Source organism: Psychrobacter sp. NG27, assembly GCF_016106655.1.
In the GTDB taxonomy this organism is placed as follows: domain Bacteria; phylum Pseudomonadota; class Gammaproteobacteria; order Pseudomonadales; family Moraxellaceae; genus Psychrobacter.
Map to the genome: position 1 here is coordinate 393,828 of NZ_JADGIN010000002.1, position 18,365 is coordinate 412,192.

Genomic DNA, 18,365 nt, shown 5'->3' on the forward strand with positions numbered 1-18,365 from the left:
TGGTTCCGTTAAGGAGCCAGCTTTTTTGTTTTATCATTACCCTTATTGCTGCCTTTATCTTCGACGGTAATGCCTTTGAATGCCAACTCTTTACTGACAGTCTCTAACAGTTGCAGCTCTTCTTCTATGAGCATTAGCATGTCTTGCACACGCGGCAAGGCTTTGCCACAAGCGGTAATGCCAAACTCAATCTTGTCCAAATAACTGGCTAAGGTGATGTTCATGGCCTGCCCATTAAACACGATTGACGCAGGATATAACGACTGCAAACGCGCCCCATTCCAGTATAAAGGTTTTTCAGACCCTGGCACGTGAGAGATAATCAGGTTAAAGGCTTGTTTTTTAGGAAACAATCCAGTTGCCAAGTTGATGCCTTGCCATGCATAGGCGATAACGCTGTAATTGATGACTTGAGCTTGATTCATACGGCGAAAACGACGCTTGCCATTATTCATACTGCGATGAATCAATTCTATTCTGCGTAATGGATTGTCCAAATGCGTGCCCAAGTTCGCCAGTACAAACGACAGCTGATTGCCCGATATGCTCTCATCTGTACGCAGCGACATCGGTACAAACGCAATCAAAGGCTTGCTAGGTAATGCATCCATTGATATTAAATAACGACGGATAGCACCTGCACAGACCGCCAATACCACATCATTTTTGCTGATTTTGAGCCTATCGGCGATATCATTGAATCGCTGTATGTCATAAGATTGCGCCGCTATCCGCCGTGATGCTGAGATACGTTTGTTCAAAATACTCATCGGCGCATCAAATGTGCCGACATAGCCCTCGTCGCCATGGTTTTTTATATTGTCCAGCAATTCTGTCACCACAGGTTTTATGGTAGAAAACTGCTCTTTTAACAGACGTCTGATGGATTTTTCCGCAGGCAATATAGCGTCGACCGGATTACGATGGCGAGCCATGAGTGACCAGACAGGCAGCGTGACGGGCTCTGTCTCTGATTGTGACAATGACTTTTGTACTAAGCGCATTGCGGCGATGCCATCCACCAAAGAATGATGGATTTTGAAATACCACGCAAACCGTTCAGGACCGCCTTCGACTTCTGGTTGGATGCCTTCAATCACATGACATTCCCATAGTGGCATGGCGCGATCAAGTAGACGACCATGCTCTCTTGACACGTACATGAGGAGCTCACGAATACGTCCAGGGCTTGGCAGTGCCACATGATGAAAGTGATGCTCAACATCGAAGTCTTTGTCTTTTTTCCAAAATACTAGATGTTCCAAAACCTGATTAAAAGGAAAGCTTGGCGGGACATCGGAGTCTTGCATCTGCTTTACCAATTGGTAGACAAAGTCACTATCCGCGTTCTCTGGCAATTCAAATAAGAACATGCCGCCCACATGCATCGGCTGCTTACGCGACTCAAGAAGTAAAAACAACTGGTCGACTGCGGTGAGAAGTCGCATAATAAATCCTTTTATGACGATAAGTAGTGAGTCAAAAGCGATAGTCAGGGTCATGCTTGAGTATCAAACACACCCTGAGCAATGCTTTATTTTATTATTTTATAAGTGGCGCATTGTTGGACGTTATCAGTTTAGCAGGTTACTGAAAAAAGTATCCTGTTTGCGGTGAACTGGCAGTGGCGATCTTACGCATCGGCATACGACCTGCCAAAAACGCCTCGCGACCTGCCCAAACAGCGTGCTTCATCGCATGAGCCATCATCACTGGATTTTGTGCGTTGGCAATCGCTGAATTCATGAGTACACCATCACAGCCAAGCTCCATCGCAATCGCTGCATCAGAAGCGGTACCGACGCCTGCATCGACCAATACGGGTACTTTAGCGTTTTCGATAATAAGGCTTAGCGTATGGCGATTGAGCACGCCCAATCCAGAGCCGATTAAGCTACCAAGTGGCATAATGGCGACACAGCCCATGCTTTCTAATTCTTGTGCGACGATAGGATCATCTGAGCTATAGACCATGACTTCAAAGCCATCATCGATTAATACTTTAGCTGCTTTTAAGGTCTCAATCACATTAGGATAAAGGGTTTTTTCGTCACCCAGCACCTCAAGCTTAACCAAATTATGACCACCCAATAACTCACGAGCGAGCTTACAAGTACGAATGGCAGATTCGGCATCGAAGCAGCCAGCGGTGTTAGGCAATATCGTATATTTATCAGGAGAGATGACATCAAGCAGGTTAGGCTCATCACGGTTTTGACCGATATTGACTCGGCGAATAGCGACAGTGACAATTTCTGCAGCTGATGCGGCAATGGCCGTGCCAGTTTCGGTCATGTCTTTATATTTACCAGTGCCGACCAATAGGCGAGAAGAAAACGTACGGCTACCGACAGTAAAGGTATCTTGCAAAAGTAGTGACGGGTTAGTAGTGCTAGCGTTATCTGACATAACTGAAAATCCTAATAGCAAATGAGCGAGGGAACAAACAAAATATAATGTGTCGTTTGAACAGTATAAAAATGAGCGACGAGAGTAATAATAACGTGCTGTCAACCAAACAAAAAAATAGAAAATAGTCTGATATAACTGGTTCTATTTAAAAAAGCGTCAACGTTGTTATTCTTCATAATGACTTAATTATAGACTGACTATTTATGCAATAAAACTCAGCGAGTAGCAATAGGTATGAGCGGCCAACTGCATAAAATAATACGTGTTTAAAACAAAATGCTATTATAACAAACTCATGCCCGCTTACTTGTACTCTTTTTTGGCTTAGCCAGTTAGGCAATTAGCTTAGGGCATGCAGCACGTTTGGCTATCATTCCCTTTTCTGTCACACTCTTTACTTATCAGGTCGCTCTTATGATACAGTTGCCGTACAGTTTTGCAAAACGCCATCAGATTTTGGTCATACTTGCGATTGATCCTGAGTTACCGCCGACATTGGTGCTGACCAAAGCCACGCCACTGTCAGCGATTAATGAAGCCGTGAGATTTCTGCAGCAGCAAGGCATTCGTAGCATACCCACTTATGATAGTGTCAGCTCAGACGATTTTGAAAAACGCATGAATGCTGCTTATGCGGGCAACACAGGCGAGTCACAGCACATCGCAGCTGGGCTAGAGGATCATCCTGATCTTGACAGTCTCGCCGATAGCGTACCTGAAACAGAAGACTTAATGGACCAGCAAGACGATGCGCCTATCATTCGCTTGATCAACGCCTTGTTGTCCGAAGCCATTCGTTTGAGTGCCTCAGATATTCATATTGAGACCTTTGAAAAGCGTTTGGTCGTCCGTTTTCGGGTCGATGGAGAGCTAAAAGAAATTATCACACCCAAACGCCAATTGGCGCCATTATTGGTGTCACGTATTAAAGTAATGGCCAAATTGGATATCGCTGAAAAGCGGGTACCACAAGATGGCCGTATCAGTCTCAGACTGGCAGGCCGTGAAGTGGATGTACGTGTGTCAACACTGCCATCGAGCTTTGGTGAGCGTGTCGTGATGCGTCTATTAGACAAGCAGGCAGGTCACCTTAATATGACGTATTTGGGGCTGTCTGATAATGACTATACTGAGCTAAAACGTCTGATTCATCGTCCGCATGGCATCATTTTGGTGACAGGGCCGACTGGCTCGGGTAAAACTACCACACTATACTCAGCGCTGACTGATCTAAATGATCAAACCCGTAATATCTTAACTGCTGAAGATCCGATTGAGTTTCAGCTCGATGGTATCGGACAAACGCAGGTCAATAATAAAGTCGATATGACCTTTGCCAAGAGTCTGCGCGCGATGTTGCGTCAAGATCCAGACGTAGTGATGGTGGGTGAAATTCGCGACTTGGAGACAGCAGAGATTGCGGTACAGGCCTCTTTGACAGGGCATTTGGTATTATCAACACTGCATACCAATACAGCGATTGGCGCAGTCACGCGCTTGCAGGACATGGGTGTTGAGCCCTTTTTATTATCGTCTTCACTGATCGGTGTGGTGGCGCAGCGATTGGTACGTACGTTATGCTCACATTGTCATAGCTGGCAAGATGCAGACACAGAGCAAGCCAAGCTCTTTACCGAAATCGGTATCGAGCCAGTTTCTGGAGATGCGGAAAGCATAACAAACGATGTGATTCATCTGCCTAAGCCTATTGGCTGTGATAAATGCAATCAGTCAGGGTTCAAAGGGCGTACGGCAATATATGAAGTTGTGCCAGTCGATGACACCTTGCGCCGTATGATTCACAGTAATACCGCTGAGTACGAGCTAGAAGAGTATGCACGTCAGCAGACACCGTCAATTCGTGCAGATGGCTTACGTAAAGTGATAGCAGGACGCACCACGTTAGAAGAGGTGCTGCGAGTCACCAAAGAAAGCGCACTCACGGGCGATGCGATACCAATCTAATCGCTGGAGTCTAAGCCTGGAGTGGATACAGCGCTTTATAACGCTATTACTTTGCCGCGATGCACTCAATCTCAACGCTCGCACCTGCTACCAGTTCTGCTACGCCAAAAGCGGAGCGTGCGGGGTAGGGCTTGGTCAGCTCTGTTTTATAGATTTTATTAAAATCATCAAAATCATCCATGTCCGTGAGCATCGCTAGACATTTAACGATATCAGATTTTTGATAGCCGTATTTTCGTAAGGTGTTGTGGATATTATCTAGCGCTTGCTTAGTCTCAGCTTTAATACCGCCTTTGACCAGTTTGCCGTCTTTAAAACCAATTTGCCCTGACATATATAGCGTATTGCCAACTTGCACTGCCTCTGAAAACGGATAATTGCCAGCATCACCCAAAAACACAGGGCCCGAGTTTGTGGTGGTGGCTACACTAGCACCAGCATTTATCGCAAAACCCAACGAGCCTATGGCCGTTAGGGATGCTATAAGTACGTAGCTGCTAAGTTTGGACATCACTATTTCCTCATTGATTTTATTGAGCGCAAATATACGGCACACGCTATAAAAAAGAAATGGCGTGTCCTATTTAAATTCAATCAATAATTTGCGCTTCGTGCTTTTAGGAACAGATTGAGGAGCTAAGAGATGCAGCGATTTATTCGGCTGTGCTCTTAGAATTGTCTATATTCGTATCATCTGCATTAGTATCTGCATGGGTATCGTTATCTGAAGTGACATCGTTTGCGCCAGCTTCCTCTGCACCAGTACGGTCATCTATAAGGTTGCCATCTACTGGTTTGTCGTTGGCTTTGCCTTGGCGACGAGCTTCTAGCTCAGACTTTGGAATCCAAGCCCATGTCATCTCGACCACGATGGGGTCGCGGTCACTGTCCGACTCACGATCTTCAATGATGCAGGGGATAACCATCTCACCTTTTGGCGTGTTTAAGATGTGTAGGCGCTGCTCATCAGATAGGCTGGATACGGCAGCAATCTGGCCTTTTTTGATTGGACGATAAAAATTAACGGAGTAAGACTTGATTAGCAGAATACGATCAGACGGCAAGTTTAGACCTAAAATAAAACCTGTTGCTGTTTCTGCTAGCAAGGTGATGGCGACAGCATGGATAGAGCCAATGTGGTTTTGGACAGCTTTATTATTGTTTAAACTGACGACCACTTGATTGGGTTCGACCATTTCATAATAGATACCTGTGGTACCTACATAGGGTACGACTTTGCCAAAGGCTTTGGACAAAATACTGGAGCGCGCACCGGCAGGCAAGTATTTGGTCACTGATAGCAGTTTGGTAAATTGATTGCTGATTGGTTTTAGAGTACTACTGGGTTTTTCGGTAGGTGCTCTTGTGCTGTCAGATGCTTTGGCTGGTCGTTTTTTGGTCAGCTTGGCGGGCAGTTTTTTTAATAGTCCTGACATACAAAATTCCTTAACATAAATGTGTTGAATGGCATTTTTAGCATGATTTTTATAGTGGTTGCTATAACCGCTATATAAGTTGAGCATGAGAGTAGTGATGACCAAAGCCATGATGACTACTATCATCACTATGTTACATCAACCATGATTCTACGACTATTATTAGCATGAACTGCTGCGATTACAAAACAGCCGCGTTATCATAGTATGATGACACGCCTTAGCACGACCTATTTTATGAATCTTAATGCTGGATGACGCTATGCCTGATACGACGACCCACAAGCCTATCAACATGATTTATACCGGCGTCGCGGGTACGGGTAAAACTTATCGATTGCTACAAATCGCTAAGCAATATACCGAATTCCTTCCTACTGCCAATGAAGAAGATCTGCTTGGACAACTGTTGCAGGAATTAAGCTGGCGAGAAGTGGTATGTCTCATATTCTTAGACTTTAAACGAAATAAGAAAGACTTGGTCAAAGTCCCTGAACTGGTCAATCATAACTTCTTTACGGCCAAAGCGACACAAAATGCCCGAGAGAAAAATTTAAGCAATACAGCTTGGTCGGTACTGCAAATGCACAGTCCAGCCACCTCAGATACCGTCAGTTATAAAAACAGAGCCAGCCAAGCTTATTTTGATAAAGATGATAGTGGCGGGTGGTACTTATTGCCTGAGAGTATGGCGCTTCTGTCAGAATTGTCGCAGCAGTTGGCAGAGTTTCAGCAGGCACAGCATGAGTGCAAAACTGATCAAAATCAGAATATTGCACAGCAGCGCTTTAGCATGGTGAGCTTTCACCAGGCCTATGGTTACGAGGAGTTCGTCGAAGGCATTCGCCCTGTGATGAACGGCGCTACTCAGACCAACCAGAGCCATTCTAACCACGCTCAAATGAGTTACGCTGTGCAAGATGGCGCATTTTTGAAGCTATGTCAGCGCGCCGCACGCGACCCTCAGCATCGCTATGCCATGCTGATTGATGAGATCAACCGCGCTAATGTGTCACGAGTATTTGGTGAATTACTCAGTTTGATTGAGTCAGATAAGCGCGCGGGCATGCCAAACGCGATGACGATCCATCTGGCCTATTCTGGACGGGCTTTTAGTGTCCCTGATAATGTCGATATCTATGCGACCATGAACACTCAAGACCATTCTCTAGCACCATTAGATATGGCACTACGTCGACGTTTTCGATTCATTGATTGTCCACCGCAGCCTGAACTATTACCCGTTATTGGCAGCGCTATGGGCTTACCAAAACAGTTAGGCACTAATAATGTCGGCACTGATGATTTTAGTACTAATGACAGTGACACAGTAGACTTGGGCAAACTGCTAATAGGATTGAACACTCGTATCGTACAGACGCTAGGATCAGAGGCGCAATTGGGTCACGCCTTTTTGCTGTCAGTGGATAGTCTAGAGCAATTGCAAACGAGTCTAATCGAGCAAATCATTCCACAGTTGGCGCAAGCAGCGGGTAATCAAGTGAGCGTCCTACAGTATATATTTAAGGATGAGTCGCAGCCGACAAGCTTGCAGTTTATTCAGGACAGCCAGATGATGGCTAATCAAGACACACATGGCTCAGCTAGCAACCATCATAATCCGAATGCGCACCATCAAATGTTTGCAGAGCCGGGCTTTTTGATGGGTCAAACTGTCAATATGGCTGGCTATAACGTGAATGCAGACCTAGTAGATAAGACAGGCGCGTTTAGTACTGCCGCTGTCTATCAGCGTTTGTATTAGCAGGGTAACTGAGGTGATAAACAATCAACGACAACAGTATGACGTTAACGATTCACACAGCCGTGTAGATAATGGGTTCATACACCCATCTAGTCAGCGTGTTATCACTGTGTTTGAGCATCAGCGTCTCACGGTCCATGATTTTTTGCAGGTGTCAGATTTTCATTGGCTAATGGCAAAAGAATTCGATGTATTTACTATCAAGCGTCAGCAAGGACAGTGGCAATTCAAAGTCGGGCACTATATTGGAATTATTTTATTGCCCAGTGGCATGACCTTAGAAATTCTACCAAAGCTGAACCAGTCTACCCAAAACGACGATATCGTACAGACGCGTCACTGGGTACAGAGCATGCTATCTGACTTGACCCGTCTTGATACGCATAAGAATCGCAAGCTGCCAAGCACAAAAAACTTCAATCAATTCAGCCATCAAATCGTGCCACTGCCGATAGAAGCACTACCATTGTCAGATTGGCTGGTCGCGCAGTTTTTGCAACGCGTAGCAGGCTATCAACCAACCAAACAGTATCAAACACACATCAATAACCGCTCCTCATTACAGGGCCGCTTACTCATCAAAGAGCAGCTGCGCTACAACACTATGCAGCCGCACAAGTTTGTCTGCGAGAGTAGCGTACTGAGTCCAGATATATTGGCCAATCGATTAATCAAAAGCGCATTGATGCACCTGATACCTTTATTGCCTCCACCTATGTTTACACGCTTGCAGCCGTGGCAACGACTGCCTACGCTGAATCAACGTGAGATGCTGCAACTAGACTCGACATATCATCAAGCAAAGCGACAATTGAGCATTCAGCCGTTGCAACGAAAACAACTACAAGCCGCTCAAGAGTTATTGGATTTGGCATACTGGATATTAAAGCAATCAAACACAGCGCCAGGCAATGGGATTGACCCTATTCAGAAAAGCCTATCTAAGCCGCGCTTGTGTTTATTGATTGATATGAATCAAGCGTTTGAGCAATGGGCAAGCTGGCGTATCACCGCGATGTTTCAGCAGGTCAGTGACACTTATCGTCCTCTGTATCAAACCAAAAGCGTGTGGCTAAACGATGATACAGGGCAGGCCTGCTTGTCTATACGGCCAGATTTGCTGATATATGACACTGACTGTGATGATAGTGCTCACAATCAGAGCAATAATAGAGAGCCTGTCGAAACAGATGCTGGTGTAAATATTGAAGCAAACATGAGAGCAAAAAGAGTCGGGCGCTACAGTCATGTCATTGATATGAAATGGAAGCATTTACCGAGTGCTGCGTCTATCAGTGCAAGCGACGCGTATCAGTTGACCAGCTATGCACAAGCGTATCGAGCAGGGCAGGTCTGGCTCGTCTATCCAGTGCTAGGAGTTGAGCGACAACCCGTTGCACTGAAGCAGCAAATCCATCCTGATGCTGATATCGATGCTTATAGCGCAACTAACAGAGATGATTCAAGCCCTGCACATTTATGGTTGATGCCGTTTAATGTGCTGACAGGTACGATCAACGGTGAATGGATATCACCGTTAAACAACGCACAATGATGTCGGTAGTGGCAGTAGCTGTTACTAATAAAGGGTTTCGATGTCGCTATTTTTGCAAAACTGACGTTAATTTAAAAAAAATCGCAATTATTTTAAATTAATTGAAAATAGGTGTTGACACCATCGCCGTTTCCCCTTAATATGTGCACCTCGATAGCGAGGAACATTAACAAGTTAGAGGCATTGCCAACGACGAGTTAATCAACAAATTATCGAGATAATAGAGAATTTCGGAGTGTGGCGCAGTTTGGTAGCGCATCTGGTTTGGGACCAGAGGGTCGTAGGTTCGAATCCTATCACTCCGACCATCTATTTTAAGAGCCTTACAGGCTTTTTTTTATGTATAATGATTTAGTTTTTGATATAGTGAACATTATATTATAAGCTGGATTTGGTATATAAAAGTCCTCTAAGAGCGCCTGTAGCTCAGCTGGATAGAGCATCTCCCTTCTAAGGAGGTGGCCGCAGGTTCGAATCCTGCCAGGCGCACCATTTAGCCTGAAGATCTTGCCTTTTCATTGGCAATAGTTATGGCGGTTGTAGCTCAGTTGGTAGAGCCCCGGGTTGTGATCTCGGTTGTCGTGGGTTCGAGTCCCATCAGTCGCCCCATATTTTATTCTGCAGTATCTCTCCTTATTATCCTGTACTACCCAAACTATTTAAGTAACTGTATTCGCCAACATTGGCGTTTTTTTGTGCCTGCTTGTTTTGTATTCTTCTGTGTTATGACGCTTTATCAAATGACTTTAACAGAACTTGATTATCTGAGGGTCAATTGACTCTGTGTGCCTCATTACTTCTATCCTAAATCCTTTAGAATTACTTCAATAAAATTATTAAGCATACTATTGTTTAGAATTTCTTATAAGTAAATAGACAACAGGTTTTAAATTCGGCATTATAAGAAGACGTATTCCTGACTTAGATAATAGTTACCTAAGTGAGATACTTATAATCAAAGGTTTTTGAGTAATACTAAACAACCTGATAGGTCTCATTTGATTGGCAAGTTTAAAGTCAGAATATGCTTTAGAAAATTAATGCATGCATACTATTGAAAAAAGAGTGATATACCACCCTGCATGATAAATAGTGCGTGATACTGTCGATTTGAATGACAGCCATCAGTATTTAAGTTATTTATCAGATAATTTTGAAATGATGACCTGCTCCAGTAAGAGTCAGCCAGGACGAATCACTGTGTCTATTGGGTAAGTTTGAAGCGATATGTTTAATACTGTGCATGTTTTTGTGAGATTGGTTGGTATCGACCCTGTATTATTGAGGAACTAATGGATGGACGCACTGAGCGTATTGCTACAAAACGTGCATTTATTTGAGACGAAGTACTATCGCTTAAATGGCGCTGGCAATTGGTCTTATTCAATCACTAGAAAAGACACGATTTTGTTTTATCTAGTGATGTCTGGTGGCTTTTGTATTGATGTCGGGAATGGTCTACGAGAGGCGCGTACTGGCGATATGATTATGATCCCGAACGCGCATAAGCATGTGAGCTATGCGCTGAATCATAATGGCGATGTTGCCGAATCGCTTGATGACTTATTGCTCAATTGCAAAGAGCGTACGCTCGATATCAATGGCGATGGTGATCCCAATTCCTCTTTGATATTGATTGAGTGCAAATACGATAAAGAGATGATTCATCCTTTATTGTCTGTGTTGCCACCTATATTGCCCGAAATAAATGATGCAGATGATGGTCGGTTTGAGGTCATCGATGTAGAGATTAAACTGCTGACACTCGAAGCTGAGCGTGAGCGTATGGGAAAAACAGCGGTCATCAATCATTGGGCGAGCATCATGATGATTGAATGCTTGCGCGTGTATATTGAGAGCTTACCTGAAGCCACAGAGAGTTGGCTCAAGGCAATGAAAGATCCATTTTTGACCAAGGCGCTTGCCGCAATGCATGGAGCGCCCGGTAAAAACTGGACGATACATCAGCTTGCGGAGGTAGCAGGGATGTCCCGTTCGAGCTTTGCGCAGCGGTTCAAAGACACGGTTGGTATGCCGCCATTGACCTATCTGATTGACTATCGCTTACGCTTAGCGGCGCGCTATTTGCGTTTGCAGCAAAATAGCATTTGCCGTATCAGCCAGATGGTAGGTTATGCCTCAGATTCTACTTTTAGCCAAGCATTCAAGCGGGTTTATGGGGTTTCACCAAAAGCCTATCGTCAGCAGTATCAAAAGCAAGTCCTTGCCTAGGGTAGCTCATATTTTTTTTATTCAAAGCGTTAAGGATGCCAATGTGTTCTTAACGCTTTTTTAGTTCTCAAGTATCAAAGGTTTATAAGTGTCGTATCACTGATATTGACGCGAGCTCTTTTGAACAGGTACAGCTGACAATGCGATTGGGTTCAGGTACTATGGGGTGATGAATCGTCAAGGTATAAGCGCGCGTTTTTGGCGTATTGATTGTCATTGATTGACAGTCCTATAAAAAACCTAGACGGTGTTTATTTTTGCTGCTGATGGTGTGTTATGACTGAACCGACCGCAAAGCCAAGTACAGAAGCCAATCGCCATCAAGGCACTACTGCAACTGCTAAAAAAGAAAACAAGCCTAATAAGCAAACTATCAGAGATGGTCAAAGCAGGAACGAAGCTGCTCAGATAGAAGGTGCAGTAGAGATGCCTGACAAAGCGGCCTTGCTGACATTATTTACATTATCAGACACTAAGGAAGTCAGCGCCGCAGAAGTCGCTTCTCCTGAACGAGCTGATGCGAACGCCGTAACAGTAACTCCTGCTAGTGAAGAGAGTATAGCCGCGCAGCGTGTGGCGCTTTATCGTACTCAGCATGAGCGCACTCGACTGCTATATATGGCATCTGCCAATACGCGTCCCACGTATCTTGTGCAAACGCTCAAGTCACAGTTTGTAGAGTATCAGCAGTATTTGCTGGCTCAGCAGCTTGATAAGCGTGGTCTTATGGACACCGAGGCGCTTGATAGACTTTGGCAGCAGCTGCACATCATCGACGATATCATTGATGATATTGTGCGTCATATGCCCGCTCAGCAGCCCGCAGGTTGGCAGCTGACTACTCAGGACGGACAAAACCCATTATGCTTTGCCACTGTCGGTAAACTAAAGCATGGTAAGCCAATTCAGGATCAAGGCAGTCTCAATAGTTATGTACTCGGTCACTTTGGTGTGAGTAGCTTTACCTATGATCGAGGCTATTATATTGGCCATGTGATTGGGTATTTGTTCAGCTGTTATTTTTGTGCGCACTTATCGATCAGCTATGGCGTTAGAGCGCTGGGTCAGCAAGTAATCACTGATTATGACTATGCCAGTCTTGAGACGCCGCATATGGTGAGACTGCTACAAGGGCTAGATGGTTATTGCAAAAAACGCATTTATCAGTTGGCTGTGATCTGTGCGCGTCTCAGTATGTTTGCCAGTGACAAACGTATCGAGAGAATGCTGATTGCTGAGGTCAATGATTTTGATAAAAAAATCCAGCAGCAACATTTAGATGTATTATTGTTGCAGGGCTTGATGCCTGACAGTAATGACTCAACACCGTTTTTTTAATAGGCCAAGTTCTGTATAAATGATGACACACCTTACGCAATGTGCTTTTTAAAGTATTGAAAGTTTTAAGCGTTTACGCTTTTGAAAACCTGAGCTTTTGAGTAAATACTACAACCTTTTGTCTGTGACCTTCTTAGGATATCCGCTGCTATGCCCGCTTATCATTTTAAAGCGCTTGATGACCATGGTGGTGTCCAAAAAGGTTTGCTAGAAGGCGACTCTGCGCGGCAAGTCCGTCAGCAATTGCGTGACAAACACTGGACGCCGGTTGAGGTCAGTGCGGTCAATGACAGACAGAGCCAAAGCAAAAACCGCTACAAAAAACCCTCTGCCTATGAGCTTGCACTGCTGACACGTCAGCTATCTGTACTGCTCGCCGCAGGCATCCCGCTCGAAGAAACGTTGGCTGCCGTCGCCAAACAGTCGCCAAAAACCCATATAAAATCTCTGATGCTGGCGGTACGCTCGCATGTCCTAGAGGGTTTGAGCTTAGCACGCGCCCTACAACAAGCTGCTAGCTTTCCGCCGTTGTATATCGCCACGATTGCGGCAGGCGAAAAATCGGGTCACCTAGACCTCATTCTTAACCAGCTAGCAGACTACACCGAAAACCGCTTTGCCCTCCAAAAGAAAGTCCAAGGCGCTATGGTTTATCCGATTGTGCTGATGGTCATGGCCATTGGGGTAATTATGGGACTGATGAGCTTTGTGGTGCCCAAAATTGTCAAAGTATTTGAGCAATCTGAGCAAGCGCTACCGCTGATTACCCAAATCGTTCTGGCTTTATCAAATATCATCACCCAGTGGTGGTGGTTAATACTATTGGTATTGGCAAGTACCGCATTTTTATTCTACCGTTTTGCCCAAACGCAAGCTGGTAAGTTGACGATAGACAGTACTGTCCTGAGATTACCTATATTGGCCAGACTGTCCAAAGGGTTGAATGCGGCACGTTTTGCGAGTACGCTTGCGATACTAGTACGCTCAGGAGTGCCACTGATTGAAGCGTTACATATTGGCGCTGCGGTAACGACCAATCTGCATATTCAAAAAACTATTATCACTGCGGCCGATAGAGTCACAGAAGGCTCTAGTCTGTCTAGCCAGTTAGAGAAATCTACTTACTTCCCACCGATGATGGTACAGATGATAAAAAGTGGAGAAAACTCAGGCGAGCTTGAAAACATGCTCAGCCGTGCCGCCAATATGCAAGAGGCTGAGGCGACCAACTTTATCAGTACCTTACTGTCATTGCTTGAGCCGTTGATGCTGGTGTTGATGGGTGTGGTGGTAATGATTATCGTCATGGCGGTGATGCTGCCAATCGTCAATATGAATGATTTGGCAGGTTAAATTAAAGTCAATGCCCTAGCTTCCTGTCTCCAAAACCTCTCTCTAATTTTCCTTTATTCTATTCATATCAGCTATCTTGCTTGCTAAACCATGGATTAACTTTCTTAAGGTTTGCTTACTGTTGTATATTGTTGAACGAACGCTATTTTTGCTATGGCAAACACAAGCGCCGCGCTATAGTAAGCACGGATTAATAGTCATACACTTGGTGTCGGCTAACAGTTAACTTTATCTAAAATAGCCAACCCAAACTCAAACTCAAATTGGGCGCAGCGCTGGATAAAAATAAAACCATGGTTTATAGTGACAATAATTTCAGAGCTCATTGATATATCATTGATGAGAGCCACGATAGAACGCCACTTTTACTATTTACATAACTGTGATGACCAAAGCGATGACTATGACTGACAAATTCCAAGTAAATATGACGCCAAAAAGTGCTGTTCAGAATACCCAATCCCATTCAAATATTGTAAATGACCCTAAGGTTGCTTCTTCAGCCATGCAGCGCAGTGTGGCAAGAAAATCTGGTCAAGCAGGATTCACTCTCATTGAGATTATGGTCGTTATTGTGATCCTAGCCATTCTTGCTGGATTGGTGGTACCAAAAGTAGTCGGACAAAGCGACAAAGCGCGTGTCAAAACCACTGAGACTGCGCTTGCCACCGTATCAAATGCACTAGATATGTATAAAATTGATAACTCACGTTATCCAACCACTGCTCAGGGTTTAGAAGCGTTGACCACACCGCCTGCTGATGCAAAAAACTATCCCGAAGGCGGTTATATCAAAGGCGGCTATCCAACTGATGGCTGGGAAAATGAGATGCAGTATGTTGCGCCTGGCAGTGAAGGTCGCCCTTATGATTTATTTTCGTTAGGTGCTGATGGACAACAAGGCGGTGAAGGTCAAGACACAGACCTTTATGCTCAGCTATAAGTCTCACTTATAAAGTTAAGCTACTCAAGCAGTCAGCACTCGTAAAAACATCAACCAATATGGCGTTATTGGTTGATGTTTTTTATCAATATATTTTATGAACACACTTTTATTAGTGTAGAAAACCTTCGTCTCACAGTACGATTTTATAGCGACTGTGCTTGATAATGGCCGTTTTTAATAATGACCGTACTTGATAGCTACTAGTTTTGATAACGGCCATGCTTGATAGAGGCCACGCCTGCATGTTCGTATAACCATCTTATATACCGATATAGTCGCTCTTTTATTCACAGCTACTACACCTGCCATTCAAGGTAATACTTATGTCAATCAAAATGCCAAATACATCGCCCATTGCTATCATAAAACCCACCTCTAAAAATTTACGCGCACAAGCCTTTGCTATTATTAGTGCCTCGTTGGTGGCTGGGCTGTCAATGATATCTATCAACGCGCAGGCTGCAGGCCTAAATGACTTGTTTGGCAACACCTCAGTCAAATCAAAATTTCTACCAGTCGATCAAGCCTTTCAGGTGGTCAGTAATACCAAAGCGACTTCCAAAGGCACACGGTTGTCGATAAGTTTTGAAATTACGCCAGGCCATTATGTCTATAAAAACAAGCTGACTTTGAAATTCCCCAAAGGCGTGAGTGCAACGCCTTTTACGTTTAATCAAGCGCCTGTCTCAATTGATGATCCAACATTCGGTCAAGTGCCTGTATTCACACAAAGGAGCGTCGTTGCAACCACGACGTTGACCACAAGTAATGGCAAGGGCGCAAAAAATGCACCAATGATTATCGAGTGGCAAGGCTGTGCAACAGCAGGGCTGTGCTATCCACCCGAAAAAATAAAAACCAAGGTAGATATTGCAGCGACACGAAAATAAATAGTATGCAGGTCGATTCAAATATTGGTAATAATAGGTAGTTATTTATGTCAATCAAGCCGCCACAACGATCTCAATCGCTCACGGCAAATAGTTATTTAAATAAGTCCTATGTTTTCGCGCTAGCGATTGCGAGTAGCTCGCTGTTTGCAGGGCTATCAGTGACTTCAACGACCGCTCATGCTGCAGGGCTAGGCGATTTGTTTGGCAGTAATCAAAGCACATCGAAATCGAAGTTTTTGCCAGTTGATCAAGCTTTTCAGGTGAGTAGTAGTATTACGCCAGTCAAGTCTGGTACACGCTTAGCGGTTAACTTTGATATCACGCCTGAGCATTACGTTTATAAGAAGCAGCTTAAACTGACGCTACCGGCTGGCGTGACGGCAGCCCCTTTCACATACAGCCAGACACCATATTCAATTGATGATCCTACTTTTGGAAAGGTACTGGTGTTTGATCAAGCCAATATGGTCGCTACCACCACATTGACAACTAGCAATGGCAAAAGCATGCTAGATGTGCCAATTGTTATTGGTTGGCAGGGCTGTGCCAAAGCAGGGCTGTGCTATCCACCAGAAAAAATCACAACCACAGTTGATATCAAAACTGTGTCAGGACAGGCAACGAATGCGACTGTCAATGCCGATGCGTCATCAGACAATGAGATTCGAGCAGACACTGCTATCGCTGACAGCACAGCAATTCAATCGGCGACAGCACTATCAACAGCCAATATTGACAACGCGGCATCTGAGTCAGAGCAGGCGCTCGCTGGTGATGTTAATGAAGATGTCATTGATTATGATTTAATCGATGGCGATAGCTTGGAGTATGAGTCACTAGACGGTAGTACGACGATAGACACGCTATCTGCTGAACAAAGCAGCGTAAATGGCGCAGCTAATGGCAATGAGACAACGTCAGAGGCGTTGGTCGATGGTGATCCTTTTGGCTTAGCCTCTCATCCATGGCTTGCCTTGGTATTATTGTTTTTAGCAGGTTTAGGCTTGGCACTGACCCCATGTGTATTGCCCATGCTACCTATTGTGGCCAATATCGTAGCTCGTGAACAGAACCCCACGGTCAAGCGAGGCGTCATTTTGACCACCAGTTATGCAATTGGTGTGGCGACGGCTTATGGTGTTTTGGGCGCGATCATTGCTGTATTTGGTGAGTCATTAGGTATTATTGGCTGGCTACAAAATCCCGTTATTCTCATTGGATTCGCTATCGTCTTCGTCTTGCTAGCACTATACATGCTAGGCGTTTTCACGGTTCGCTTGCCACAAGCAATCAGTCGCAAAATGCAAGGTTTGAGCCAAGCAGGGGATAGCAAGCTGGGTAGTACGGGCGGCAGTTTAGTGGCTGGGTTTTTGTCAGCACTCGTGGTGTCACCTTGTGTATCCGCACCATTATTCGGGGCATTGCTAGCCGTCTCTACTATTGGCAATCCGTTACTGGGCTTTGTGGCGTTATTTATGTTAGGGTTTGGTTTGTCCGCACCGCTCATATTAATTGGTGCGACCCAAGGCAAAATCATGCCAAAAGCAGGGGAGTGGATGAACTGGGTCAAGCAGGGCTTTGCTTTACTATTATTTGCCGTTGCATTGCTATTGATTGAGCGTGTCTTTATATCACCAGTCATGCTGATGGTATGGGCGCTGTGGTTTATGGTCGTCGCTACATGGGCATGGAGCTGGCTTGGCAAAGCGCGTATGCTGACCCAAGCGATCAGTCTAATGGCTGGTATTTGGGCGGCTTGCTTGATAATTGGCGCAGCACTGGGCAATGACGATAGCTTGCATCCTTTAGCATCATTGAGTGCCGCACCGATGATGGTACAGTCAGCCTCGGGTCAACCAGTGAATAGTGATAGCACCACTGATAAGACGATCACTACGCTGGCTGAGTTAGATGCCATTGTAGCAGCCAATCCGAATGTCATTGTCGATCTGACCGCAGAGTGGTGTATTGAGTGCCGCATTATGGACAAGAACCTGTTTCATAGTCGTCCAGTGCAGATGCAAGATTGGCAGCTAGTGAGGCTCGATATCACGGAGACAACTGAAGACTCAAAAGCTATTTTGTCACGTTATAAGCTGTTCGGTCCGCCCGCGCTGCTCTACTATCAAGAGGGTCAACTGACACAGCAACAAGTCGGTGAGATCGGTCGCGCAGAGTTTGAGCAGACATTGGATGCGCTGAATGATTGACAATTAGGACTTAAGAAAGTTATTAAGTCATGATTTTTTGCTTAACTAATAAGAAAGCCAGTGTACTGTTATGTCAGTACACTGGCTTTTTTGGTGCGGTTTATTCTTTTTTTGGAATATTTGCTAAGTATTTGGTTTAGTATGATTTATGCTGATTCATGCGTATTTTATCTATCAATAACGCTAGTATAGTGTTCATATTTTCATTACAATAACGTAACAATATTGAAGACGCATTACAGTCTGTAATGATTGTCTCT

Annotated in this window: 13 protein-coding genes and 3 tRNA genes; 12 read left to right on the top strand and 4 right to left on the bottom strand. The window is 44.7% G+C overall.

Features of this window, described 5'->3' with window-relative positions:
• Positions 1-8 precede the first annotated feature (8 nt).
• Together IP485_RS05135 and IP485_RS05140 are read right to left on the bottom strand one after the other, a co-directional pair.
• Positions 9-1,448, bottom strand: a complete 1,440-nt coding sequence (locus IP485_RS05135) for a WS/DGAT/MGAT family O-acyltransferase (protein ID WP_198326303.1) — start codon at positions 1,446-1,448, stop codon at positions 9-11.
• Positions 1,449-1,587: 139 nt separating this feature from the next.
• Positions 1,588-2,409, bottom strand: a complete 822-nt coding sequence (locus tag IP485_RS05140; RefSeq protein WP_198326304.1) for a thiazole synthase — start codon at positions 2,407-2,409, stop codon at positions 1,588-1,590.
• A gap of 417 nt (positions 2,410-2,826) precedes the next feature.
• On the opposite strand from IP485_RS05140, the gene gspE reads away from it, so the two are divergent.
• Positions 2,827-4,377 (top strand): type II secretion system ATPase GspE, encoded by a 1,551-nt coding sequence (gene gspE, locus IP485_RS05145; RefSeq protein ID WP_198326305.1) that lies wholly within the window; start codon positions 2,827-2,829, stop codon positions 4,375-4,377.
• A gap of 46 nt (positions 4,378-4,423) precedes the next feature.
• Here gspE and IP485_RS05150 read toward each other — a convergent pair whose 3' ends face one another.
• Together IP485_RS05150 and IP485_RS05155 are read right to left on the bottom strand one after the other, a co-directional pair.
• Positions 4,424-4,888 carry a RidA family protein gene (locus IP485_RS05150; protein ID WP_198326306.1) on the bottom strand — a complete coding sequence of 155 codons (465 nt, stop codon included), beginning with the start codon at positions 4,886-4,888 and terminating at the stop codon, positions 4,424-4,426.
• Positions 4,889-5,030: 142 nt separating this feature from the next.
• Positions 5,031-5,813, bottom strand: a complete 783-nt coding sequence (locus tag IP485_RS05155) for a DUF4442 domain-containing protein (RefSeq protein ID WP_198326307.1) — start codon at positions 5,811-5,813, stop codon at positions 5,031-5,033.
• Positions 5,814-6,075: 262 nt separating this feature from the next.
• Between IP485_RS05155 and IP485_RS05160 the strand changes: the two genes are divergently transcribed.
• The 11 genes from IP485_RS05160 (at position 6,076) to dsbD (ending at position 18,105) form a co-directional block, all read left to right on the top strand.
• Complete coding sequence (locus tag IP485_RS05160) at positions 6,076-7,578, top strand: McrB family protein (protein ID WP_198326308.1); 1,503 nt, start codon at positions 6,076-6,078, stop codon at positions 7,576-7,578.
• Positions 7,579-7,591: 13 nt separating this feature from the next.
• Entirely contained in the window at positions 7,592-9,133 is a 1,542-nt protein-coding gene (locus tag IP485_RS05165) for a 5-methylcytosine restriction system specificity protein McrC (RefSeq protein WP_320159115.1), read from the top strand.
• Positions 9,134-9,364: 231 nt separating this feature from the next.
• Positions 9,365-9,441: transfer RNA gene (locus IP485_RS05170), tRNA-Pro, on the top strand.
• Positions 9,442-9,548: 107 nt separating this feature from the next.
• Positions 9,549-9,625 (top strand) — tRNA-Arg (locus IP485_RS05175).
• Positions 9,626-9,666: 41 nt separating this feature from the next.
• A tRNA-His gene (locus IP485_RS05180) sits at positions 9,667-9,742 on the top strand.
• Positions 9,743-10,429: 687 nt separating this feature from the next.
• Positions 10,430-11,365, top strand: coding sequence for an AraC family transcriptional regulator (locus IP485_RS05185; protein ID WP_198326309.1), 936 nt, complete (start codon positions 10,430-10,432; stop codon positions 11,363-11,365).
• A 276-nt stretch (positions 11,366-11,641) separates the two neighbouring features.
• A complete protein-coding gene (locus IP485_RS05190) occupies positions 11,642-12,703 on the top strand; it encodes a hypothetical protein (RefSeq protein WP_198326310.1) in 1,062 nt (353 codons plus the stop codon).
• A gap of 150 nt (positions 12,704-12,853) precedes the next feature.
• Positions 12,854-14,056 (top strand): type II secretion system inner membrane protein GspF, encoded by a 1,203-nt coding sequence (gene gspF, locus IP485_RS05195; protein WP_194363573.1) that lies wholly within the window; start codon positions 12,854-12,856, stop codon positions 14,054-14,056.
• A 505-nt stretch (positions 14,057-14,561) separates the two neighbouring features.
• Positions 14,562-14,999, top strand: a complete 438-nt coding sequence (gspG, locus tag IP485_RS05200; protein ID WP_198326470.1) for a type II secretion system major pseudopilin GspG — start codon at positions 14,562-14,564, stop codon at positions 14,997-14,999.
• A gap of 326 nt (positions 15,000-15,325) precedes the next feature.
• A complete protein-coding gene (locus IP485_RS05205) occupies positions 15,326-15,892 on the top strand; it encodes a protein-disulfide reductase DsbD N-terminal domain-containing protein (protein WP_198326311.1) in 567 nt (188 codons plus the stop codon).
• A 47-nt stretch (positions 15,893-15,939) separates the two neighbouring features.
• A complete protein-coding gene (dsbD, locus tag IP485_RS05210; protein WP_198326312.1) occupies positions 15,940-18,105 on the top strand; it encodes a protein-disulfide reductase DsbD in 2,166 nt (721 codons plus the stop codon).
• Positions 18,106-18,365: the final 260 nt, after the last annotated feature.